We start from the raw sequence: 22,326 nt of genomic DNA on the forward strand, positions 1-22,326 counted from the left end.
CAGTTCACGGTCTCTCTCGCCTTGTTCTTCCGCCGCCCCCTGTTTGCCCATCGACCATGGCCCCCCACACCTTCCTCTGGCACGACTACGAAACCTTTGGTGCCAACACGCGCCGCGACCGGCCTGCGCAGTTCGCGGCCATCCGCACGGACGCGGAGCTGAACGAAATCGGCGAGCCGCTGATGTTCTATTGCCAGCCTGCCAACGACTACCTGCCCGACCCGGTGTCGTGCCTCATCACCGGCATCACGCCGCAGCTGTGTTTGGAAAAGGGCGTGCCCGAGCACCAGTTTGCAGCGCGCATCGAGGCCGAGTTTTCCCAGCCCGGCACCATTGGAGTGGGCTACAACACCATCCGGTTTGACGACGAGATCACGCGCTTCATGTTCTGGCGCAACCTCATCGACCCGTATGCGCGCGAGTGGCAAAACCAGTGCGGCCGGTGGGACCTGCTCGACGTGGTGCGCATGACCTATGCGCTGCGGCCGGATGGCATCACCTGGCCAAAGAAAGAAGACGGCGTGACCCCCAGCTTCAAGCTGGAACACCTGTCCAAGGCCAATGGCCTGCAGCACGACGCGGCGCACGATGCGTTGTCAGACGTGCGCGCCACCATTGCGCTGGCGCGGCTGATCCGCCAGCACAACACCAAGCTGTTTGACTTTGCACTGAGCCTGCACAAGAAAGACCGCGTGGCCGCCGAGTTGCGCCTGCCCGCCACCACCAGCACGGCGCGGCCGTTTCTGCATGTGTCCGGCATGTTCCCCACCGAGCGCGGTTGCCTGGCCGTGATGTGGCCGCTGGCCAGCCACCCCACCAACAAGAACGAGCTGATTGCCTGGGACCTGGCCCACGACCCCCGCGAGCTGGCCACGCTGAATGTGGAGGACATCCGCCTGCGCATGTTCAGCAAGGCCGACGCGCTGCCCGAGGGCGTGACGCGCCTGCCCATCAAGACCATCCACCTGAACAAGTCGCCCATGGTGGTGGGCAATGTGAACACGCTCACGCCCGCGCTGGCGCAGCGCTGGGGCATCGACCTGGCGCAGGCCGCGCAGCATGCCGAGGTGGCGCGCGCGCTGCCCGACATGAGCGGCATCTGGCCTGCGGTGTTTGCCCGCCCGCAAGAGCCCGCACCCGATGTGGACCAGGATTTGTACGGTGGTTTTGTGGGCAACAACGACCGCCGCCTGCTGAACGACCTGCGCACCCTGAGCGGCGACAAGCTCGCCAAGGCGCGGGCGAATTTTGACGACCCGCGCCTGGCAGAGTTGCTGTGGCGCTACCGGGCGCGCAACTTTCCGCAAACGCTGTCGCCTGAAGAGCAGGAGCGCTGGGAGGCCCACCGCGCCGCCTGCCTGTTTGACGGGCAGGGCGGGGCGCGCACGGTGGAGCAGCTGTTCACCGAGATCGACGAACTCTCGGAGACCGCCGACGATGAGCGGACCCAGGACATTCTGGGCGCCTTGTACGATTACGCGGAGCACATCGCGCCGGAGAGGTAGCCCCCTGAGGCGCTGCGCGCCTTCCCCCCGAGGGGGACGCACCCGGTGGCCTGGCGGAGCCAGTTCCACGGGTGCACTGGCATCAGGGCGCGCCAGTAGTGATCGCCCCGCCTCGTACGTAGACCAGTAGAAACAAAGCAGCCGCAGATTTTTATGACGACACCGCAGAACCACAGTTTCACCACCCAGATCGTGCACGCCGACCGACTGGGCGGCGCCGAGCATGGGGCCATCCACAAGCCGATCCATACGTCCGTTCAGTACGGGTATGAGAAGATGGAAGAGCTGATCGCCGTGTTCCAGGGCACGAGCAAGGGCGGCTTTAACTATGCGCGCCAGGGCACGCCCACCACGGCGGCGCTGGAGGCCAAGATCACGCAGATGGAACGCGGGCACGGCTCCATCGTTTTCTCCACCGGCATGGCGGGCATTTGCGCGGTGTTCCTCACCCTGCTCAAGGCGGGTGACCATCTGGTGGCCAGCCAGTTCGTGTTTGGCAACACCAACAGCGTGTTCGGCACGTTGGCCGACCTGGGCATTGAAGTGACCACGGTGGATGTGACCGACGCGGCCAAAGTGGCTGCTGCCCTGCGCCCCAACACCCGCATGGTGTTTGTCGAAACCATTGCCAATCCCGGCACGCAGATCCCCGACCTGGAAGGCATTGGAGCGCTGTGCCAGCAACGTGGCGTGCTTTACGTGGTGGACAACACCGTGGCATCGCCCTATCTGTTCCGCGCTGCCACGGTGGGCGCGGGCCTGGTGGTCAATTCGCTCACCAAAAGCATCGGCGGGCAGGGCGCTGCGCTGGGTGGCGCTATCACCGACACGGGGCTGTACGACTGGTCGGGCTACCCCAACATCTTTGCGCCCTACCGCAAGGGCGACCCCAAGGGCTGGGGCCTTCAGCAGCTGCGCAAAAAGGGCCTGCGCGACATGGGTGGCACGCTGTCGTCCCATGCTGCGCACCAGCTGGCGCTGGGCGCTGAAACGCTGTCGCTGCGCATGGACCGTACCAGCGCCACGGCCCTGGCCTTGGCGCAGTGGCTGGAGGCGCACCCGGCCGTCTCGCGCGTGCTGTACCCCATGCTGCCTTCGCACCCCCAGCATGCCTTTGCCAAAAAGCTCCTCCAGGCGGGCTCATGGCTGCTGTCGTTCGAGCTGCGCAACCCCGACCAGTGCCTGGCCGTGTGCAACCGCCTGCAGTTGCCCATCAAGGCCACGGGGCTGGCCGACACGCGCACGCTGATCATCCCGGTAGCGCACACCATCTTCTGGGAGGCCGGCCCCGCCGTGCGTGCCGCCATGGACATTGGTGACAGCATGATCCGCCTGTCAGTGGGCCTGGAAGACCCACAAGACCTGCTCGCTGACTTTGAGCAGGCCCTTGCAGGCGCCTGACCTGTCAAATACCCGCCCAGGAGTCCCTCATGGCCACAGCAACCTCGGCGCCCCCCGCCAGCATCGGCAAGTACCGCATCGAGCGTGAACTGGGCCGGGGTGCGAGCGGCATCGTGTTTCTGGGGCTCGACGGCTTTAGGGGGCGCAAGGTGGCCATCAAGCAGACGCATGCCCATCTGCTGAAAGTACCCGAGCAGGCCGAGCGCTACCGCAAGCTGCTGCGCAACGAGGCTGCGCTGTCGGGCCGCCTGCGCCACCCCCACATCGTGCGCCTGCTCGATGCGGACGAGGAGGCGCTGCCCCCCTACCTGGTGCTGGAATATGTGGATGGCCAGCCCCTGTCAGCCTATGCCACGCCTGATGCACTGCTGCCCGTGCCCCAGGTGCTGGACATTGCCTTCAAGTGCTGCAACGCGCTCGAGTACGCGTGCCGCGAAGGCCTGGTGCACCGCGACATCAAGCCCGCCAACCTCATGCTGGCCAAAGACGGCGACATCAAGCTGACCGATTTTGGTGCGGCGCTGTCACTGCGCAGCGATGCCACGCAACTGTCGGGCCTGGTGGGCTCGCCGTCCTACATGTCGCCCGAGCAGGTGCGCGAACACGACCTCACGCACCACAGCGACATGTTCTCGCTGGCTGTTGTTGTGTACGAGCTGCTCACGGGCCGCCGCCCGTTTGACGGCGACACCGACTTCGCCACGCTCTACAAGATCAGCAACGAGGCGCCCACGCCACCGAGCCTGCTGCGCGCGTCGCTGCCAGCCCATGTGGACGACGTGTTGCTGCGCGCCCTGGCCAAGCAGCCCTCCGACCGTTTTGCGACCTGGGACGATTTTGCACGGGCGCTGCTGGCCGCCCACCAGAGTCTGCCCCGCCAAAAATCCCAAGACACCGAGGCCGAGCGTTTTGCGCGCCTGCGCGCGCTGCCGTTTTTTGCCGACTTTCACGACGTGGCCCTGTGGGAGCTGATGCGCCTGGGCAACTGGCGGCGGCTGGAGCGGGGCACGGTGCTGATGCGCGAAAACACGCCCGGCGATTCGTTCTGCATCCTGATCGAGGGCCAGGTGGCCGTGAGTCGCCAGGGCTGGAATCTCAGCACACTGAGTGCGGGCGTCACCCTGGGTGAAATGACCTACCTGCGCCCCGACAACAGGCTGCGCACCGCCACCGCCGTGGCCGAGTCCGAAGTGCTGGTGCTCAAGGTGCGCAACCCCGCGCTGCGCGGGGCGTCCGAAGACCTGCAGTCGTGTTTTGACAAGGCCTTCATCAAGCTGCTGGTGGGGCGGTTGATTGCGACCAACGAGCAACTGGCCGAGTGGGAGCTGGTGGCTGCCCCTCCCGCCCCGGTAACACCGGCATCGCCTTCCGCGCCGCGCGGCTGAAGCGCTTCCGTTGCGTCCGCCGCTGGCTCGGCAACCAGGGAGTCAGTGCACCACGGTTTGCAGTAGCAGCTCGTCAAGCGGGGCAGGGCGGCCCAGGGCGTATCCCTGGGCAAAGTGCACGCCCAGCCCGGTCAGCAGGTCCACGACGGCCTTGCTTTCGGCAAACTCCGCCACGGTCTTCTTGCCCATCAGGCAGCCAATTTCGTGGATGGACTTCACCATGGCGAAGCTCACCGGGTCGTCGGCCATGTTCTTCACAAACTGCCCGTCGATCTTGAGCATGTCCACCGCCAGCTCGCGCAGGTAGGCATACGACGATAACCCGCTGCCAAAGTCGTCCAGCGCAAACTGGCAGCCCCGCGCGCGCAGTGCGTGGATGAAACGGTTGGCCGCTGCCAGGTCGCCCATGGCGGCGGTTTCGGTGATCTCGAAACACAGGCGGTCGCAGCGCACCGGGGTCTGGTCCATGGCCTGCAGCACCTGGCCCAAAAAAGCGGCGTCGCCCACGGACTGGCCCGACAGGTTGATGCAGCACAGCTCCACACTCTCCTGGTGTTCGGCCATCCAGGCCAGGGCTTTTTTGATGACCCAGCGGTCCACCCGCGCGGCCAGGTGGTAGCGCTCCACGGCGGGCATGAATTCGCCCGGCGAGACCCGTTGGCCGTCGGCCGTGCGCATGCGCAGCAGGATCTCGCAATGCAGGCCGTGCGGCGGGCTCCCCTGCAGTGTGCCCAGGCGGGTGATGGGCTGGCCAAACAGCTCAAACCGGTCGTGCTGTAGCGCATGCTCGATGCGGCTGACCCATTCCATGACGCCATAGCGCTGCGCCAGGGCAGGGTCGTTCTCGGCATAGACGTGGATGCGATTGCGCCCCCTGTCCTTGGCCACGTAGCAGGCGCTGTCTGCCGCCTGCAGCAAGGCGCCCACGCTTTCGGTGGCGGCATCCAGCACCACGGCTCCAATGCTGACACTGACACTGAACACATGGTCGCGCCAACCAAAACGGAATGCGGCCAGTTCCTGCTGCATGCGCTCTGCGACCTTCAAAGTCTGTTGCAGGTCCTGCTGCCACAGCAGGATGCCGAACTCGTCGCCTCCCAGGCGGCACAGCAGATCCTGAGGCTGCAGGTGGGCCAGGAACAGGCGCGCCACCTGCCGCAGCAGTTCGTCCCCTGCCGCATGGCCGCAGGTGTCGTTGATCACCTTGAAATTGTCCAGATCGAGGTAGCACACGCAGTGGCGGTCGGAGGCCTCCCGCGTGGCGGCAAAGGCCTGGGCCAGCAGGTGCTCGAACGCGCGGCGGTTGCCCAGGCTCGTGAGTGTGTCGTGCAGGGCCTGGAACTCCATTTCGCGACTCAGCCGGCTGGCCTCGGTCACGTCGCGAAACACCAGCACCACACCGTCAGCATCCCCGCCGGGGCGCAGCAGTGGTGAGGCGGACAGGTCCATCAGCAGGGGGGCTCCTGCCAGTGGTGTGGACCGCAGCTTGGAATGCAACTGGGTGCTGCCTTGCGCCAGTGCGCGGCCCACCAGGTCGGGGGCAGCCTGGGTGCCAGGTTCGGCGGCCAGGCCCAGCACGTCCTGGTGCCTGCGTCCGCAGGCGGCGGACAGCGACCAGCCTGTCAGCGTCTGGGCTGCAGGGTTCAGGTACTGCACCAGCCCCGTGGCGTCGGTGGTGACCACGGCGTCGCTGATCGAGTGCAGGGTGACCTGCAGGCGCTCCTTTTGCTGCAGCAGCGCTTCTTCGGCCTCGTGCCGCGCGGTCATGAACCGCACCCGGTCCAGTGCCACGGCCAGATGCCCAGCGGTGGCCTGCATCAGTGCGATCTGCCAGGGCTTGGGGGGCCGCACGCCTTCCTCGTCGCCATAAGTGCCCATGCCCAGTGCGCCCATGCGCTGGTCCGCCATGATCAGCGGCACATTGACGATGGTGCGGTTGTGCAGCACAGCGACCACGGCCTTGTTGGTGCGTGGGTCGGTGCGGGCATCTTCCACCACCACGACGTGGGTGGCCTGCATGATTTCTTCGAGCAGCGCATCCCCCTTCACGGGGATTTTCATGGTCTGCAGCTGGCGGCTCAGGGCACCCTCCTCACCACTGGTGGTGTGTGTGAGGAAGTCCAGCATCCCCGAGGATTCGTCAATCAGGGCCAGCCAGACGTGGCGGTAGTCAAAAACACTCTCTCCCATGGGTTTGACGGCATCGAGCACGTCGGACAAGGTCCAGGCGCGTTCCAGGCGTTTGCACAGCTGGAGCAGGGCCTCGGAGTGCCTGCGCTCTTCGGCGTCGTGGGGCGCTGTGGGGTTGGGGGGCAATGTCATGGAACGTGGTGAAGGGCGTTTTCCGGGAGCCCTGGAGCAAGGGACGACGTGCTCGATCGCTGCCGTGGCGCCGCTTGCGCGCCCATGAGGCAGAGCATAGGTACCGCCTCAGTCGCCCGCATGGTGGAAACCACCAATTGGCTTTGGATGGTCCGCGCAAGCCACCCCGAAGTCTTTGGGGTCCGTGGTGCGCTCAGGGGCAACCCCCGGTGGGAGCGTCAGAATGGCCCCAGTAAGAAGGAATTGGGTAGGAGCAAGTTGCTATTTAATTTATAGCTACTAGCGATTGATAGATAGGCGATAGGGCCATTTTCCTTCAATAACTTTAACCAAAAAACCGATAGCACACTACAACGGCCGCCACCACCCCCGCCAGTTCGGCCAACAGCGCGCAGCCCACCGCGTGCCGCGCACGCTGAATGCCCACCGCCCCAAAGTACACGGCCAGTACATAAAAGGTGGTCTCGGTACTGCCCTGAATGGTGGCTGCAGCCAGCGCCGCAAAGCTGTCTACCCCTTGCGTCTGCATGGTCTCGATCAGCATGGCGCGCGCAGCGCTGCCTGAAAACGGCTTGACCAGCGCAGTGGGCAGAGCGTCCACAAACCGGGTGTCTGCACCCAGCACCTGCACGCACCAGCGGATGCCATCGAGCACATAGCCCAGCGCACCCGATGCACGGAACACCCCCACGGCACACAGCATCGCCACCAGATAGGGCAGCAGGCCCTTGGCCACGTCAAAACCTTCGCGCGCGCCCTCGATGAAAGCTTCGTACACGGGCACCTTGCGCCACGCGCCGATGCCCACGAACAGGACGATCAGCGCAAACAGCGTGAGGTTGCCCAGCAAGGACGACAACTGGGCCAGCGCGGGGGCGCTCAAGGTGGCCAGCAGCGCCATGAAGCCGCTCAGAACCAGTGCGACGGGCAGCAGATAGGCCAGCACCACGGGGCTCCACAGCGGCAGGCGCTGCACCACCGCCACGCTAAGCAGGCCCACCAGCGTGGACGCTGATGTAGCCAGCAGAATGGGCAAAAAAACCAGCGTCGGGTCGGGCGCTCCCTGCTGCATGCGGTACATGAAGATCGTCACCGGCAGCAGCGTGAGCGAAGAGGCGTTGAGCACCAGGAACAGGATCTGCGCGTTGGTGGCGGTGTCGGGCTCGGGGTTCAGCTCCTGCAGGGCTTTCATCGCCTTCAGGCCCATGGGGGTGGCCGCGTTGTCCAGCCCCAGGGCGTTGGCGGCAAAGTTCATCGTGATCAGCCCCAGCGAGGGGTGGCCGCGCGGCACCTCGGGCATGAGCTTGGCAAACAGCGGTGCCAGCCAGCGCGCCAGGGCGTCCACAATGCCCGCCTTTTCGGCAATGCGCAAGAAACCCAGCCACAGCGTGAGCGTGCCAAACAGCAGCACCATCACCTCGACCGACAGCTTGGCCATCTGGAACAGGGCCTGCACCATCGACGAAAAGATCTCGGCATTGCCGCCCACCAGCCACTGGGCCAGTGCGGCCACGGCAGCGGTCAGAAAAAAGCCCAGCCACAAGGTGTTGAGCATCAGTGGTCCTGAATGACGGGGAAGCGAAGGGCCTGCATGGTGGTGAGGTTACCTGCCCCCAGGCTGGGCGCTGGCTTGGGCGTGGCGGCAAGGCAACGGGTGGCTCGGTGGTACCCTATAGGGTTCGGTTCCAACCTGCACAGGGGCTTATTTCGGGCTTTTGGTGCTCGAATGGGCCTCCATCACATCGACAGGCGCCCTGGCGCGCCACAACTCCAAGAAAGACATCACCATGGGCGCGCAGTGGAAAGCAAAAGGCAAGGCACAGGTGGCCGACGCCAAGGGCAAGCTGTTTGGCAAGCTGGTAAAGGAAATCACCGTGGCCGCGCGCGGCGGTGCCGACCCGGCCAGCAATGCGCGCCTGCGCCTGGTGGTAGAGCAGGCCCGCAAGGCCTCGATGCCCAAAGATACGCTGGAGCGTGCCATCAAAAAGGGCTCGGGCACCGGTGCTGATGCAGTGAACTACGAGCGCGTGATTTACGAAGGCTTTGCGCCCCACCAGGTCGCCGTGATGGTCGAATGCCTGACCGACAACGTCAACCGCACCGCGCCCGAAATGCGCGTGCTGTTCCGCAAGGGCCAGCTGGGCACCTCGGGCTCGGTGGCCTGGGACTTCAACCATGTCGGCATGATCGAGGCCGAGCCCGCCAACTCCGACGCCGACCCCGAACTGGCCGCCATCGAAGCCGGTGCACAAGATTTTGAAGCAGGCGACGAAGAAGGCACCACCACCTTCTGGACCGACCCCACCGACCTCGATCTGGTGAGCCGTGCGCTGCCCGCCCACGGCTTCAATGTGCTGTCGGTCAAGCTGGGCTACAAGCCCAAAAACCCGGTAAACCCCGCCAACCTGACCGCCGAACAGCTCGAAGAGGTGGAGAACTTCCTGGCCGCCATCGATTCCAACGACGACGTGCAGAACGTGTTTGTGAGCCTGGGCGGCTGATGGTGGTGGCCCGCTGGCCTGGTGGCCGGTGCCAGTTTCATCCCGCCCCCGCTCCATTGAATCATCCATGACCGCAGACCACTACGCCGCCCTCGGGCTTGCGGCCAACGCATCGCTGGCCGACATCAAGAAAGCCTTTCGCCAGAAGGCGTCGTTCTACCATCCGGACCGCAACGACGCCCCCGACGCTGCCCAGCGCTTTCAGGCTGTGCAAAAAGCCTATGAAGTGCTGTCGGACGACACCGCCCGCCAGGCCTACGACGACAACCGCCGCCGCAACCTGCTGGACGACCCGCTGCACACCGCCCAAGAGATCTGGCAAGCCTATTCCACGCGCATTTTGACAACGACCACTCCGTGAAACTTTCCCCTTATTTTTATGACCTGCGCTCTGCCTACCAGGCCGAGCTGGACGACCTGGTTTCCGACTCCGAAGGCAAGGATGTGCTGCGCAAGCGGCTGGCCGAAAAGCGCAACGAGATTGCCTTTCTGGTCCAGATGATGGAGTTGGCCCCCGAAATGGTGGCCGTGGTGTTCCACCAGGGTTTTCGCTTCACCAAGCCGGCTGTGGTGGAACACCTGCTGAGCCTGCCGGTGGACGAACTGCCCGACTGGCACAGCCTCTCGCCTGCCATCGCGCTGGAGCCCTGGGCCAGCAGCCTGGCGCAAACCGTGCTGCGCGAACCGCAGGGCGCCCGCTTCATGGCTGTGGCTGCAGGGCTGGAATACCTGCAGCAGCACGCCCGCCTGGCGCACCATGCGGCCTCGTCGGCCGAGGGTGACAGCGACGCCGATGACGGTGAAGACGCCGCAGAGCATGATGACGACTACAACGCACTGAGCGCCGATGACGCTGCGGACCCACAAAACAGCCGCAGCCGCGAAGAGGCCAGCTCCAACTGGCTGGCCGACGCGGGTTTTGACCGCAAGGAGTGACGACCATGAGCAGCAACAACCAACACCTCGCCCTTATCACCAAGACCACTAGCCTGATCGCGGCTGGCGACATCGTGGGCGCCGAATCGGCCTTGTCGGAGCTGGCGGATGCCGAGGGCGACAACGCCTTGATGGTGGTGCTGGACCAGCTGGCCCCCAAGGACATTCTGGCCGTGATGCGCGAGTACGACGAGTCCAAGGCCTCTGTGGTCAACATGCTGGTGACGCCTGAGCAGTTCGCGCGCGCCATGGTGCTTGAAAAGCAGTACAAGGACCTCACCCACACGCACCTGCGCAGCATGGTCAACGCGGTCATCTTCCGCGACGATGCCGACCCGGTGGAGTTTCTTACTGCCATTGGCGACCTGGACGGTGGCGCCGAGGCCTTGGCCAACTACTTTGCCGAAAAGTGGAGCCGCATCGAAGCCTTTGCCCGCACCGGCACGTTTGACGCGGTGGAAGACTATGGCCCCACGCTGACCGACGACGAGTTGCTCGCCTCGGGCTACGTGCAGCCGCGCATCGATCTGGACGAGGTGGCCGACCGCGACTGGATGCAGATGGCCTGGCTGCTGCGCTACGAGTGCCGCGACCTGTTCATCGAAACCTTGCTGGTGCTGCGCGCCAAGGCACGTGCCTTTGACCTGGGCCTGGAAGAGGGCGACGAATCGCCCGCCGAGGAAGACGACGGCAAATTCGAGACCAGCGAGACGGATCGCGGCAAGGCCACGCCCGCCGCACGTACGTCGGATGAGGAATCGGCGATTTGAGATGAAGCACCCCCTGAGTCGCGTCGCGCCTTCACCCCTCTCTCGCATTGCTGCGCAACGCGGGAGGGGGACGCCCCCAGCGCGGCGGGGCGGCCCTTGCGCGGGGGCGCTGGCCTTCGCAGCGCCAGTTTCAACGGCTGCGGGAATGGCCCACTAAATGACCATCGACGAACAGTCCTCTACCCAGGCTGCGTGGGCCAACACGCTGCAGCTCCACGACGCCCGTCCTTTCTTTGAAAAGGCGCTGGCCTATGGCGTCCAGCATGGCGTGATTGGTGCCGACAAGCTGGCCGCCATCAATGCCGATGCGCCCAAGGGCATGGTGCAGATTGCCCGCTACTTTGGCAGCGAGTTTTTGCGGCCCGAGCTGGAGAAGGCGCGTGACCGCATGGTCAACCTCATCAGCCTGTACCTGCTCGATACCACTGAGGGCGACCTGCACCAGGCCGCCATCTCGCTGCGCGACCATTCGTTGCTGTCGCGCTCCAAGGGCGGCTCAGACATGCTCAAGCGCCTGATTGGCATGCCCGAGAGCAGCAACTTTGGCATGGCGGGCTATGCCGATGCCGAGACCCCGCTACTGGCCGTGTGGTCACTGCGCAGCCATGCTGACTACCGGGCCGAGCTGGCGCGCCGCACGCAGATTGCGCAGGCCATCCATGCCGCCCAGTGGCTGGCCGAGCAGTTCGACCTGGACCCGGACGAGCTCGAAGCTGCGGGTGCCGATGCTGAAGCCGTCATCCGCACCGGCCTGCTCATGCTGGCCCTGGCGCCCAGGTCCATCGACCTGGGCGAATGGCCGAACACCGTCGCGTTCGAAAAAATGCTGATGGCACAGCGCAAGAAGAAGCTGGCGCCGCCTTCACAGCTGCGCCTGCCCCCCGGTTTGCCTGCTGAACTGCGCGAGGTGGTGTTGGCGCACTGTGCCAGTGTGCTGGCCGACCTGCCCAGGCTGCTGGATTCCGCCACACTGGTGCGTACGCTGCTGCGCCCCACCGGCGCTTTCCGCGCGCGCTACTTTCTGCTGGACGACCCGCTGGCCGAGGTGGACAACTTCCACCGCAGCCTGGATGCGCTGGAGGAGGGCGAGGAACCCCCGCTGCCCGCCAGCAAGACCTGGACAAAAACCACCCAGGGCAACGATGACGAGCATTCGCTGCTCACGCTGTTCCTGTGCCTGGCTGCGGGTGTGCCCAAGAAAACCCTGCTGACCGAAAAGACCGCCGCCAGCCTGGTGCGCAAGCTGCGCAAATCCGGCCTGCAGCCCGCGTTGGCCACCGAGTTCATCCGCACCCACGCGCCCGGTGTGCACCAGCAGGACTACATCGCGCTGTGGACCAGCTTTGTGCAGGACGCAGAAAAAACCTTGCTCAGCGACATGGACTACCAGATGCACGATGCCCTGGCCCTGCTGCGCCGGGAATGCAATGTGGTGGGCTAGGAGGCTGCGCGGCAGAAGGAACATCGGCTGCAACGCGCGATAAACCGGTCTCGCGCGGTACCACCTCCTGCGCCCCGGGGCCCACCCTGGGCTTGTCGGTAGCACCACGCGATCCTCGGTTTTCGCACGTCTCGCTTCGATGCCTTCTTCCGCGCAGCCTCCTAGCCGCGAACGGCACGCTGCCGGCTTGGCGCCGTCATCCGCCCAATTTATCCCATTTGCACCAGGCGGCACCTTTACACAGGTCAAGGAAAGGTGCCGCGCAGCGCGGTGCCCGGCGGCGGTCCGGTTAACATTCCAGCCGCCCGCCAGCCCGCCCTCAAAGTGCACAGCCCCACACTCCTCATCATTGCAGCGCTTCTGACTGCGCTCGTCACCACGGTGTTGTATGCCGTGTGGTCGTTCAACCGGAACATCCCCGGCCTGCGCCTGTGGATGGTGTCGTTCCTGCTGGGGTCGGTGTTCAGCGTGAGTCTGCTGGTGCGGGACTGGTTTCCCGAGGTGGTGGCGGTGGTGATCTCGCAAGGTTCGGTGTCGCTGGCAGCCTACCTGTGCCTGATGGCCAGCCGCATGTACATGGGGCGACGCCCGTTTTCTCATTGGTATGCGGTCCTGGGTATCGGGGCCCTGATGGTCGCGTCGGTGTATTTCACCGTGGTGCAGCCCCATCTGGGCATGCGGTTTGTTTTTGTGGGGCTGGGTGCGGGCATCTGCTTTTTGCTCACGGCGCGCACGATGGCCGATGGTGGTGTGCGCCGCGTGCCCGCGCGCTACCTGTTTGCGTTGGTGGCGGGTCTGCATGGCCTGTTTTTGTTGCTGCGTCCGGCACTGTTCAAGCTCGCTCCCGCTGCGCCCGGCGGCTTGCCAGACGCAGGACTGGTGACGCTGGTATCGCAGTTTGTTCTGCTGGAGGCCATTGTGGCCGTGGTGTTGCTGGGGTTTGGTGCGCTGATGCTGGCCAACGAGTTCATCACCAGCGAGCTGCGGCACCTGGCCGAGATGGACCCGCTGACCAACGTGTTCAACCGTCGCGCGTTTCTCACGCTGCTGGACAAGGCCATCAGTGCCGCCCAGCGCACCGGGACGGCTGTGCCCGTGCTGGTGATGGACCTGGACCACTTCAAGAACATCAACGACACCTGGGGTCACCGGGCGGGTGACGATGTGCTGCGCCATTTTGTGATGCTGGCCCACCGTTGCCTCCGCAAGGAAGACGTGATGGGGCGCCTGGGGGGCGAAGAGTTCGCCATCTTCCTGCCCAACGCGAGCACCGCTGGCGCCCTGGCCGTGGCTGAACGCCTGCGCGCGCTGGTCGAAGCCCAGCCAGTGGCCACGGGCCCGCAGTCCATTCCGCTGACCGTGAGTGTGGGCGTCACCCTGTGTGCCCACGGCGACGCGGCGGGCGCTGCGCTGCAGCGCGCCGACGAGGCCATGTACCTGGCCAAGGAGCGCGGCCGCAACCGCGTGGAAGTGTCTGAAAAAATCGTGGGCACTCCGGTGGCGCCAGCAGCGACTGCTGCTTGAGTCGCCGTACGCACCGCCTGTGTCGGCTGCCCGACCTTCGCTGCGCCGCTGCAGCATTTGCTGGCGGCAAAATGGTGGGCACCCCTTCGGCCCACAACAACCTGACCACCATCCCATGGCAATCAATCCCCACGGCAGCAATCCGGGCGCCCCGTTCGATGTGTCGCCCACCCCACCCGCTGCACCGCGCAGGGCGTTCCTCCGATCGGGTACGGGGTTGGCCACCCTGGGTGTGGTGGCGGTCTCTGGTGCTGGGTACCTGCTTTACCGGCCCGGAAACGATCGGCAACTCGTCTTTGGCACCCTGGCGGGCGCCATGCAAGAGGTAGAACGCCTTGCGAGCGCGGCGGTCGAGCCGCTCTTACCCGCCACGGCCTGGAGCTGGTCGCAGACGCTGGAGCACTGCGCACAGAGCATCGAGTTCTCGCTGCAGGGTTTTCCGGCCCCCAAGTCGGCGCTGTTCCAGAACACGCTGGGTGCAGCGGCTTTCAACGTGTTTGCCCTGCGCGGCCGAATGAGCCACAACCTGGCAGAACCCATTCCCGGCGCGCCCGCGCTGGATGCGTCCACGCCCGACGCGTCAGCGGCCCTGGCCCGGCTGCGCAAGGCCGTGCAGGACTTTGCCGCCCATGCCGGGCCGCTGCAGCCGCACTTTGCCTACGGGGCGTTGAGCCGCGCGCAGTACGAGCAGGCGCACGCCATGCACCTGGCCAATCACCTGTCGGCGTTTGATGTGCGGGGCTGAGCGGAGGGCTGGTACAACCGTGCGGCGTGGGCTGCGGAATTCAACCCTGACTGAGATTGTTTGCTACAAATAATATAGCTATTGGCGCTTGTTCAATAAGCGCTGGAGCCATTTTTCTTAACATTTTCTGATTGTCAGATCAGCCCAGATCGTCAAAGTCCCACTGGGCGCACAGCGCCTCAAAGTGATCGGCGTCCAGGGCGCTCAGGAACAGGCCCGGCTCTGCAAGCGCCCCCTCGGCATGCAGGTACCACACCAGCGCCTGCGGCCCCACTGTGAAGATGCGCAGCCCCGCTACATCCACCACGGCCTGCGCCTGCATGGCGTGCAGCAGCGCTGCCAGGTCCCCCTGCGTTGAGAACCCATGGCACGCGCGCATGCCGCAGAACGGGTAGCCACCCTGGGCCATCTGGTAGTAGGCGATGGTGTGCAAAAACGCATCCAGGCCCAGGTCTTCCTCGTGCCAGTCGGGGGCGTCCAGGTCGGTGGTTTGCCATACCCGCTGCTGCGCATCGGTGGCCCACCAGCACACGGCCTGGTTTTCTTCCAGAAACAGCAGCTTGTCGCCCAGGCACTCCAAATTCTGCAGCGGCGTAAACCGCTGAAAACCGGCCATCAAATCGGCACGCCCGCCCACGGCGGCGTAGTAAGCGTGCAGGGCAGGGGGCACCTGGCACCCCAGGCGATGGCTTGCGGCAGCGAGTTCATCTTCCGGCAGTCCGTCTTCGGCGCTGACAGGACGGCCCAGCAACCAGGCCAGGGTGTCGGAAAGGGGCGGGTGGGTGAAGGCGGTCATGGGTTTCGGTTTTGAGAGCCACGCGCGGCCGGTGCAGGCCGGATGTTGGGGTGACGATTGATGCAGGTCAAGAGAGGGCGTGCTGCAGCTTGGGGTAACGTGAAGTGCAAAGCTACCATCCCCCGATGGGCCCATGTGCCCACAAGGATGGACCATGAGCAAGCAATGGAAGATCGCCGCGGCCCTGGCCGTGGTGCTGCTGGGGGGATGGCTGCTGCTGCGCTGGGCGCCCTGGCAGGCACAGGGGCCAGGCCCCGGTTTTGTGAGCGGCAACGGCCGCATCGAGGCCACCGAGATCGCCGTGGCCACCAAGCTGGCGGGCCGGGTGCTGGAGGTGCTGGTGGCCGAGGGCGACTTTGTAAAAGCGGGACAGCCCCTGGCCCGGATGCAGATCGACGGCCTGCAGGCCCAGCGCGAAGAGGCCGTGGCCCGGCTGCAGCAGGCGCAGCTGGCCATCAGCAGCGCCCAGGTGCAGGTGGCCCAGCGCGAAAGCGACTACCAGGCCGCGCTGGCCGTGGTGGCCCAGCGCGAGAGTGACCTCGACACTGCCCGCCGCCGTCTGCCGCGCTCTGAGCAGCTGGCGCGCGAAGGCTTTTTCTCCAGCCAGTTGCTCGACGATGACCGCGCCAAGGTGCGCAGCCAGCAAGCCGCTGTGACGGCTGCCAAGGCCCAGGCCAAGGCCGCACAGGCGGGCATTGGCGCGTCGCGCACGCAGGTGACGAGTGCTGAAGCCAACGTGCGCGCGCTGGAGGCCACGCTGGCCCGCATTGATGTCGAGCTGGCCGACAGCGAGCTCAAGGCCCCGCGCGACGGCCGCGTGCAGTTTCGCGTGGTGCAGCCCGGCGAGGTGGTGGGCGCGGGCGCCCGGGTGCTGCAGCTGGTGGACCTGAGCGACGTGTACATGACCTTCTTCTTGCCCGAGACCGTGGCGGGCCGCGTGGCGCTGGGCAGCGAGGTGCGCATCGTGCTCGATGCCGCGCCGGGCTTTGTGATCCCGGCCACCGTGTCGTTTGTGGCCAGCACCGCGCAGTTCACGCCCAAGACGGTGGAGACCGCCAGCGAGCGCCAGAAGCTCATGTTCCGCGTGCGCGCGCAGATCGACAAGGCGCTGCTGCTGCGCCACCAGGAGCAGGTCAAGACCGGTCTGCCTGGCCTGGCCTGGCTGCGGGTGGACCCTGCGGTGGAGTGGCCCGCCAACCTCGCCGTCAAGGCCGACCAGTGAACCTCCCCGGCAGCGCGGCACCCGTGGCCCGCCTGCGTGGCGTGGGCCAGCGCTACGGGCGCACGGTGGCGCTCGCAGACATCGATTTGGAAGTGGCCGCGGGCCGCATGGTGGGCCTGATCGGGCCGGATGGCGTGGGCAAGTCCAGCCTGCTGGCGCTGGTGGCGGGCGCACGCGCGGTGCAGCAGGGCACGGTGGAGGTGCTGGGCGGCGACATTGCCAAAGGCCGCCACCGCAGCCGGGTGTGCCCCCGCATCGCCTACATGCCCCAGGGCCTGGGCAAGAACCTGTACCCCACGCTGTCGGTGGAAGAGAACCTGCAGTTTTTTGGCCGCCTGTTCGGGCACGACGCGGCCGAGCGGCGCCGCCGCATTGATGAACTCACGCGCAGCACGGGGCTGTATCCGTTTCTGGCGCGGCCAGCGGGCAAGCTCTCGGGCGGCATGAAACAAAAGCTGGCCCTGTGCTGCGCACTCATCCACGACCCCGACCTACTCATTCTGGACGAACCCACCACCGGCGTGGACCCGCTGGCGCGCGCGCAGTTTTGGGATTTGATCGGCCGCATCCGCGCAGCGCGGCCGGGCATGAGCGTGATCGTGGCCACGGCCTACATGGAAGAGGCGCAGCGCTTTGAATGGCTGGTGGCCATGGACGAAGGGCGCATTCTGGCCACCGGTACGCCTGCCGAGCTGATGGCCCGCACCGGGCATGATGCGCTGGAGCAGGCCTTTGTGGCACTGCTGCCCGAGGCCAAGCGCCGGGGCCACCAGGCGGTGCAGATTCCGCCGCTGGACCGGTCGCAGGCGGATGATGCCGTCAACGTGGCCATCGAGGCGCGCGACCTGACCATGCGTTTTGGTGACTTTGTGGCGGTGGACCATGTGAGCTTTCGCATCCAGCGCGGCGAGATCTTTGGCTTTCTGGGCAGCAACGGCTGCGGCAAGTCCACCACCATGAAGATGCTCACCGGCCTGCTGCCCGCCAGCGACGGGCAGGCCTGGCTGTTTGGCCAGCCGGTGGACCCCAAGGACATGGCCACACGGCGGCGCGTGGGCTACATGTCGCAGGCGTTCTCGCTGTACAGCGAACTGTCGGTGGAGCAGAACCTGGTGCTGCATGCTAGGCTGTTCCACGTGCCCGAGGCCGAGGTGCCAGGGCGCGTGTCGGCCATGCTGGAGCGCTTTGACCTGCAGGCCGCCCGCAGCGCACTGCCCATGAAGCTGCCGCTGGGCATGCGCCAGCGCCTGTCGCTGGCCGTGGCCATGGTGCACCAGCCCGAGCTGCTGATCCTGGACGAGCCCACATCGGGTGTGGACCCGATGGCCCGCGACAACTTCTGGCGCCTGATGGTGGAGCTGGCGCGGCGCGACAAGGTCACCATCTTCATCTCCACCCACTTCATGAACGAGGCCGAGCGCTGCGACCGCATCTCGCTGATGCACGCGGGGCGCGTGCTGGAAAGCGCTGCGCCGCAGGACATCGTCGCTAAGCGCGGCGCCGCCACGCTGGAAGAAGCCTTCATCGGCTACCTGGAAGATGCTGCGGGCACGGCCCAGGCTCCTGTGTCCGTGGCGGCTTCGGGCCCCACTGCGCTATCGCCGGTGTCCGCGCCCAATACTCCCACCTGGCCCACCCGCCTGCGCCAAAGCCTGGCCCGCATCCACAGCACCCAGTGGCGCGAAGCGCTGGAGCTGCGCCGCGACCCGGTGCGGGGCGCCATGGCGCTGTTGGGCTCGCTGATCCTGATGTTCGTGATGGGCTACGGCATCAGCATGGACGTGGAGAACCTGCGCTTTGCCGTGCTGGACCGCGACCAGACCGCGCTGAGCCGCGCCTATACGCTGAACCTGGCGGGCTCGCGCTACTTCACCGAGCAGCCGCCGATTGCCACCTATGCCGAGCTGGATGCGCGCATGCGCTCCGCCGAGATATCGCTGGCGCTGGAGATCCCGCCCGGCTTTGCCCGCGACGTGGCACGCGGCCAGCCGGTGCAGATCGGCGCCTGGGTGGACGGCGCCATGCCGCAGCGTGCCGAAACCGTCATCGGCTACGCCCAGGGCCTGCACCAGCAATGGCTGGTGGAGCAAAGCCGCAGCCGCACGGGCGTGGTGCCCCGGGGCCTGCTGGAGGTGGAGCCGCGCTACCGCTACAACCCCGACGTGCGCAGCTTGCCGTCCATGGTGCCTGCCGTGATCCCGCTGCTGTTGCTGATGCTGCCCGCCATGCTCACCGCCCTGGCTGTGGTGCGCGAGAAGGAGCTGGGCTCCATCATCAACCTGTATGTCACGCCGACCACACGCACCGAATTCATGCTGGGCAAGCAGCTGCCCTATGTGCTGCTGGCGCTGTTCAACTTTGGCCTGATGTGCCTGGCGGCGGTGACGGTGTTTGGCGTGCCGATGACCGGAAGTTTTGCCACGTTGACATTGGCCGCCGTGGTGTTCAGCCTGTGCTCCACGGGCATGGGCCTCCTGGCCTCCACCGTCACGCGCAGCCAGATTGCGGCGATGTTCTTTGCCATGGTGGGCACGATCATTCCGGCCGTGCAGTTTGCGGGGCTCATCAACCCCGTGTCGTCCATGACGGGCTTTGCGCGCTGGTTCGGAGAGGCCTATCCGGCCAGCCACATGTTCACCATCAGCCGGGGCGTGTTCAACAAGGCGCTGGGCCTGCAAGACCTCCAGGCCGAGTTCTGGCCCATGCTGGTGGCGGTGCCGGTCATCGTCGGCGCTGCGATTGCGCTCCTCAAAAAGCAGGAGACCTGACATGGCGTTGAGAGGTCGGTGGTCCAACATCTTCAGGCTGGGTATCAAGGAGCTGTGGAGCCTGTGGCGTGACCCGGCCATGCTGTTCCTCATCGTCTACACCACCACGCTGGCGGTGTACTCGGCGGGCATGGCGCAGCCTGAGACGCTGTACCACGTGCCCATTGCCGTCGTGGACGAGGACGACTCGGCGCTGTCCCGGCGTATCGCCACGGCGTTTTATGCGCCCCAGTTCACACGCCCCGTCATGATCAGCATGCGCGAGGTAGACCCGTTGCTGGATGCTGGCCGCTTCACGCTGGTGCTGCATATTCCCGCCCATTTCCAGCGCGACGTGCTGGCGGGCCGGGTGCCGCAGGTGCAGCTCAACATCGACGCCACGCGCATGGGACAGGCGTTTGCGGCCAACGGGGCGGTGCAGCAGATCGTGCAGCTGGAGGTGGCGGAGTTCGTGCAGCGCGACCGCACCGTGGCCGAGCAACCCATCGAGCTGACGGTGCGCTCGCGCTTCAACCCGGCGCTCAACCCTGCGTGGTTTGGGTCGCTGATGGAGTTGATCAACATCGTGACCATGCTCTCCATCATCCTCACCGGCGCCGCGCTGATCCGCGAACGCGAGCATGGCACGGTGGAGCACCTGCTGGTCATGCCTGTCACCCCGGGCGAGATCATGCTGGCCAAGGTCTGGGCCATGGCGCTGGTGGTGCTGGTCGCTACCTGGGTGTCGCTCACGGCGGTGATCCGCTGGGCGATTGGCGTGCCCATCGAGGGCTCGGTGCCGCTGTTTCTGCTGGGGGCCACGCTGCATCTGTTCGCCACCACGTCCATGGGCATCTTCATGGCCACGGTGGCGCGCAGCATGCCGCAGTTCGGGCTGCTGATGGTGCTGGTAATGATGCCGCTGGAGATGCTGTCCGGCGGCATGACGCCCCGCGAGAGCATGCCCTTGTGGGTGCAGTACGTGATGGCGCTGGCGCCCACCACGCACTTCACCGAACTGGCCCAGGCCATCCTCTACCGGGGCGCGGGCTGGGCGGTGGTGTGGCCGTCGCTTGTGTGGCTGCTGGGCATTGGGGCGGTGCTGTTCAGCCTGGCGCTGGCGCGGTTTCGCAAGACGATTGCGCGCATGGCGTAGATGCTTGGGATACTATTGAATTTGTAGCATGTTGCGCTTGTTGGATAAGCGCCAGGCGCTAATTGGACGTGAAATCCACGCTGCCGGGTCGCCCCGGCAGGTGCAGTTGCGCCACGGGTGCCGGGCTGCTGGCGAGCCGCTGGCCCCGCCGCCACACGCCCAGGCGGGTGGCCCGCAACGCAATCGCCTCGACAGGGGTGCGTGCGTGCAGCAGCACGAAGTCGGCATGGCAGCCGGGGGCGATGCCATAGCCCTCCAGCCCCAGCAGGCGCGCGGGGTTTACCGTCACCGCATCAAAACACTGCCGCATTGCGGCCTGGCTGGTCATCTGCCCCACGTGCAGGCCCATGTGCGCGGCCTCCAGCATGTCGGCGCTGCCGCCGCTGTACCAGGGGTCCAGCACGCAGTCGTGGCCGAAAGCGACGGTGAGACCCGCAGCCATCAGCTCGGGCACGCGGGTCATGCCCCGGCGCTTGGGGTAGGTGTCGTGGCGGCCCTGCAAGGTGATGTTGATGAGAGGGTTGGCCACCACGCCCAGACCGGCCTCGGCCATCAGGGGGATGAGCTTGCTCACGTAGTAGTTGTCCATGCTGTGCATGGAGGTGAGGTGCGAGCCGGTCACCCGGCCGTGCAGGCCCAGACGCTGGGTTTCAAAAGCCAGGGTTTCGACATGGCGCGAGTGCGGGTCGTCGGATTCGTCGCAGTGCATGTCCACGCGCTTGCCGCGGTCGGCGGCCAGCTCGCAGAGGATCTTCACGCTCTCGGCCCCCTGGGCCATGGTGCGCTCGAAGTGCGGAATGCCGCCCACCACGTCCACGCCCATATCCAGAGCCCGTTTCAGGTTGTCGAGCCCGCCCGGCGCGCGCAGCACGCCGTCTTGCGGGAAGGCCACGAGCTGCAAATCCAGGTAGGGCGCCACGCGCTGTTTCACATCCAGCAGGGCCTGCACGGGCAGCAGGCTGGGGTGGCTCGTGTCCACATGGCTGCGAATGGCCAGCAGTCCGCGCGCCACGGCCATGTCGCAATAGCGCAGGGCGCGCTCTACGATGGCCTCGTGCGTCAGCGTCGGCTTGAGCTCGCCCCACAGTGCAATGCCTTCGAGCAGCGTGCCACTCTCGTTCACGCGCGGCTGGCCGTAGCTCAGGGTCGAATCCATATGGAAATGCGCATCCACAAACGGCGGGCTCACCAGCAGGCCACCGGCATCTACCGTCTCATGCGCGGGCGCTTGCAGGCCCTCGGTCACTTCGGCAATGCGGCCGTCCTGCACGGCGATGGACATGTTCTGGCGGCCATCGGGCAGGGTGGCGTGGGTGATGAGCAGGTCGAGCATGGCGTGGGCGGTTAAGGTCGTAGTGTCGGGTTTTTTCAAGACGTGAGCGGGCTCTGTGCCTAAGCTCTGGGTCTCGCTTTGCGCATCAACGTTTTAGCGCATCCATTCTTACAAAGGCAGTTCTCATGCAATTTGGCTACACGATTCTCTACGTCGAAGACGTTCCAAAAACCATCGCTTTTTACGAAGCTGCCTTCGGCTTTGCTCGCCGCTTTGTGCACGAGGCAGGCGACTTTGGCGAGCTGGACACCGGAGCCACCGCACTGGCCTTCTCGTCGCTGCGGCTGATGGCCGAGCTGGGCAAGAACCCGCAGCCCGCGTCGGCCGATGCGCCCAGTTTCGAGATCGCGTTCACCACGGCCGACGTGGCCGCCGCTGTGCAGCGCGCGGTGGATGCCGGTGCGCACCTGGTGCAGGCGCCGGAGCAGATGCCCTGGGGCCAGACCGTGGCCTATGTGGCGGATATCAACGGGGCGCTGGTGGAGCTGTGCACGCCTGTGGGGCCGCCGACCGCTTGAACTATAGGGATCACTTTGGCGCTG

The 22,326-nt window shown here is 65.8% G+C and carries 18 protein-coding genes; 14 read left to right on the plus strand and 4 right to left on the minus strand.

Annotated features, from left to right (window positions below; all coding sequences use genetic code 11):
- Positions 1-56 precede the first annotated feature (56 nt).
- From sbcB to ACQ4MJ_RS06955, 3 genes are all read left to right on the plus strand, one after another.
- Entirely contained in the window at positions 57-1,505 is a 1,449-nt protein-coding gene (gene sbcB, locus ACQ4MJ_RS06945) for an exodeoxyribonuclease I (RefSeq protein ID WP_431149453.1), read from the plus strand.
- A gap of 153 nt (positions 1,506-1,658) precedes the next feature.
- A complete protein-coding gene (locus ACQ4MJ_RS06950; RefSeq protein ID WP_055396703.1) occupies positions 1,659-2,906 on the plus strand; it encodes a cystathionine gamma-synthase family protein in 1,248 nt (415 codons plus the stop codon).
- 29 nt (positions 2,907-2,935) lie between these two features.
- Positions 2,936-4,291, plus strand: a complete 1,356-nt coding sequence (locus ACQ4MJ_RS06955) for a protein kinase domain-containing protein (protein ID WP_431149452.1) — start codon at positions 2,936-2,938, stop codon at positions 4,289-4,291.
- 42 nt (positions 4,292-4,333) lie between these two features.
- On the opposite strand, the gene ACQ4MJ_RS06960 is transcribed toward ACQ4MJ_RS06955, so the two are convergent.
- Positions 4,334-6,613, minus strand: coding sequence for an EAL domain-containing protein (locus ACQ4MJ_RS06960; RefSeq protein WP_431149451.1), 2,280 nt, complete (start codon positions 6,611-6,613; stop codon positions 4,334-4,336).
- 325 nt (positions 6,614-6,938) lie between these two features.
- A complete protein-coding gene (locus ACQ4MJ_RS06965; RefSeq protein WP_431149450.1) occupies positions 6,939-8,168 on the minus strand; it encodes a nucleoside recognition domain-containing protein in 1,230 nt (409 codons plus the stop codon).
- Between the two features lie 232 nt (positions 8,169-8,400).
- Here ACQ4MJ_RS06965 and ACQ4MJ_RS06970 point away from each other — a divergent pair, with 232 nt between their 5' ends.
- From ACQ4MJ_RS06970 to ACQ4MJ_RS07000, 7 genes are all read left to right on the plus strand, one after another.
- Positions 8,401-9,114, plus strand: a complete 714-nt coding sequence (locus tag ACQ4MJ_RS06970; protein WP_431153103.1) for a YebC/PmpR family DNA-binding transcriptional regulator — start codon at positions 8,401-8,403, stop codon at positions 9,112-9,114.
- Between the two features lie 67 nt (positions 9,115-9,181).
- The gene (locus ACQ4MJ_RS06975) at positions 9,182-9,475 is read left to right on the plus strand and encodes a J domain-containing protein (protein WP_055396708.1); all 294 of its coding nucleotides are present in this window, start codon (positions 9,182-9,184) and stop codon (positions 9,473-9,475) included.
- Positions 9,472-10,050 (plus strand): hypothetical protein, encoded by a 579-nt coding sequence (locus tag ACQ4MJ_RS06980; protein WP_121420332.1) that lies wholly within the window; start codon positions 9,472-9,474, stop codon positions 10,048-10,050. The genes ACQ4MJ_RS06975 and ACQ4MJ_RS06980 overlap by 4 nt, the downstream gene beginning before the upstream one ends.
- A gap of 5 nt (positions 10,051-10,055) precedes the next feature.
- On the plus strand, positions 10,056-10,820 hold the full coding sequence (locus tag ACQ4MJ_RS06985) for a hypothetical protein (RefSeq protein WP_121420331.1): 765 nt from the start codon (positions 10,056-10,058) through the stop codon (positions 10,818-10,820).
- 157 nt (positions 10,821-10,977) lie between these two features.
- Positions 10,978-12,261: a hypothetical protein gene (locus ACQ4MJ_RS06990; protein ID WP_431149447.1), complete on the plus strand. Its 1,284-nt coding sequence runs from the start codon at positions 10,978-10,980 to the stop codon at positions 12,259-12,261.
- A gap of 324 nt (positions 12,262-12,585) precedes the next feature.
- Positions 12,586-13,785, plus strand: coding sequence for a GGDEF domain-containing protein (locus ACQ4MJ_RS06995; protein ID WP_431149446.1), 1,200 nt, complete (start codon positions 12,586-12,588; stop codon positions 13,783-13,785).
- Between the two features lie 115 nt (positions 13,786-13,900).
- On the plus strand, positions 13,901-14,530 hold the full coding sequence (locus ACQ4MJ_RS07000; protein ID WP_426304189.1) for a DUF1569 domain-containing protein: 630 nt from the start codon (positions 13,901-13,903) through the stop codon (positions 14,528-14,530).
- A 139-nt stretch (positions 14,531-14,669) separates the two neighbouring features.
- Here the strand turns inward: ACQ4MJ_RS07000 and ACQ4MJ_RS07005 are convergent, their stop codons facing one another.
- Positions 14,670-15,326, minus strand: a complete 657-nt coding sequence (locus ACQ4MJ_RS07005; protein WP_431149445.1) for a hypothetical protein — start codon at positions 15,324-15,326, stop codon at positions 14,670-14,672.
- Positions 15,327-15,480: 154 nt separating this feature from the next.
- On the opposite strand from ACQ4MJ_RS07005, the gene ACQ4MJ_RS07010 reads away from it, so the two are divergent.
- From ACQ4MJ_RS07010 to ACQ4MJ_RS07020, 3 genes are read left to right on the plus strand one after another with little or no spacing between them, the layout of a single operon-like run.
- Positions 15,481-16,548 carry an HlyD family secretion protein gene (locus tag ACQ4MJ_RS07010; RefSeq protein ID WP_431149444.1) on the plus strand — a complete coding sequence of 356 codons (1,068 nt, stop codon included), beginning with the start codon at positions 15,481-15,483 and terminating at the stop codon, positions 16,546-16,548.
- Complete coding sequence (rbbA, locus tag ACQ4MJ_RS07015) at positions 16,545-19,316, plus strand: ribosome-associated ATPase/putative transporter RbbA (protein WP_431149442.1); 2,772 nt, start codon at positions 16,545-16,547, stop codon at positions 19,314-19,316. The genes ACQ4MJ_RS07010 and rbbA overlap by 4 nt, the downstream gene beginning before the upstream one ends.
- 1 nt (position 19,317) lies before the next feature.
- Positions 19,318-20,451 carry an ABC transporter permease gene (locus tag ACQ4MJ_RS07020; RefSeq protein WP_431149440.1) on the plus strand — a complete coding sequence of 378 codons (1,134 nt, stop codon included), beginning with the start codon at positions 19,318-19,320 and terminating at the stop codon, positions 20,449-20,451.
- Positions 20,452-20,509: 58 nt separating this feature from the next.
- Here ACQ4MJ_RS07020 and ACQ4MJ_RS07025 read toward each other — a convergent pair whose 3' ends face one another.
- A complete protein-coding gene (locus ACQ4MJ_RS07025) occupies positions 20,510-21,784 on the minus strand; it encodes an amidohydrolase family protein (RefSeq protein ID WP_431149439.1) in 1,275 nt (424 codons plus the stop codon).
- Between the two features lie 125 nt (positions 21,785-21,909).
- Between ACQ4MJ_RS07025 and ACQ4MJ_RS07030 the strand changes: the two genes are divergently transcribed.
- The gene (locus tag ACQ4MJ_RS07030; RefSeq protein WP_431149437.1) at positions 21,910-22,302 is read left to right on the plus strand and encodes a VOC family protein; all 393 of its coding nucleotides are present in this window, start codon (positions 21,910-21,912) and stop codon (positions 22,300-22,302) included.
- The last annotated feature ends 24 nt before the right edge of the window (positions 22,303-22,326 follow it).

This window comes from Acidovorax facilis (genome assembly GCF_050626955.1).
Classification (GTDB): Bacteria; Pseudomonadota; Gammaproteobacteria; order Burkholderiales; family Burkholderiaceae_C; genus Acidovorax; species Acidovorax facilis.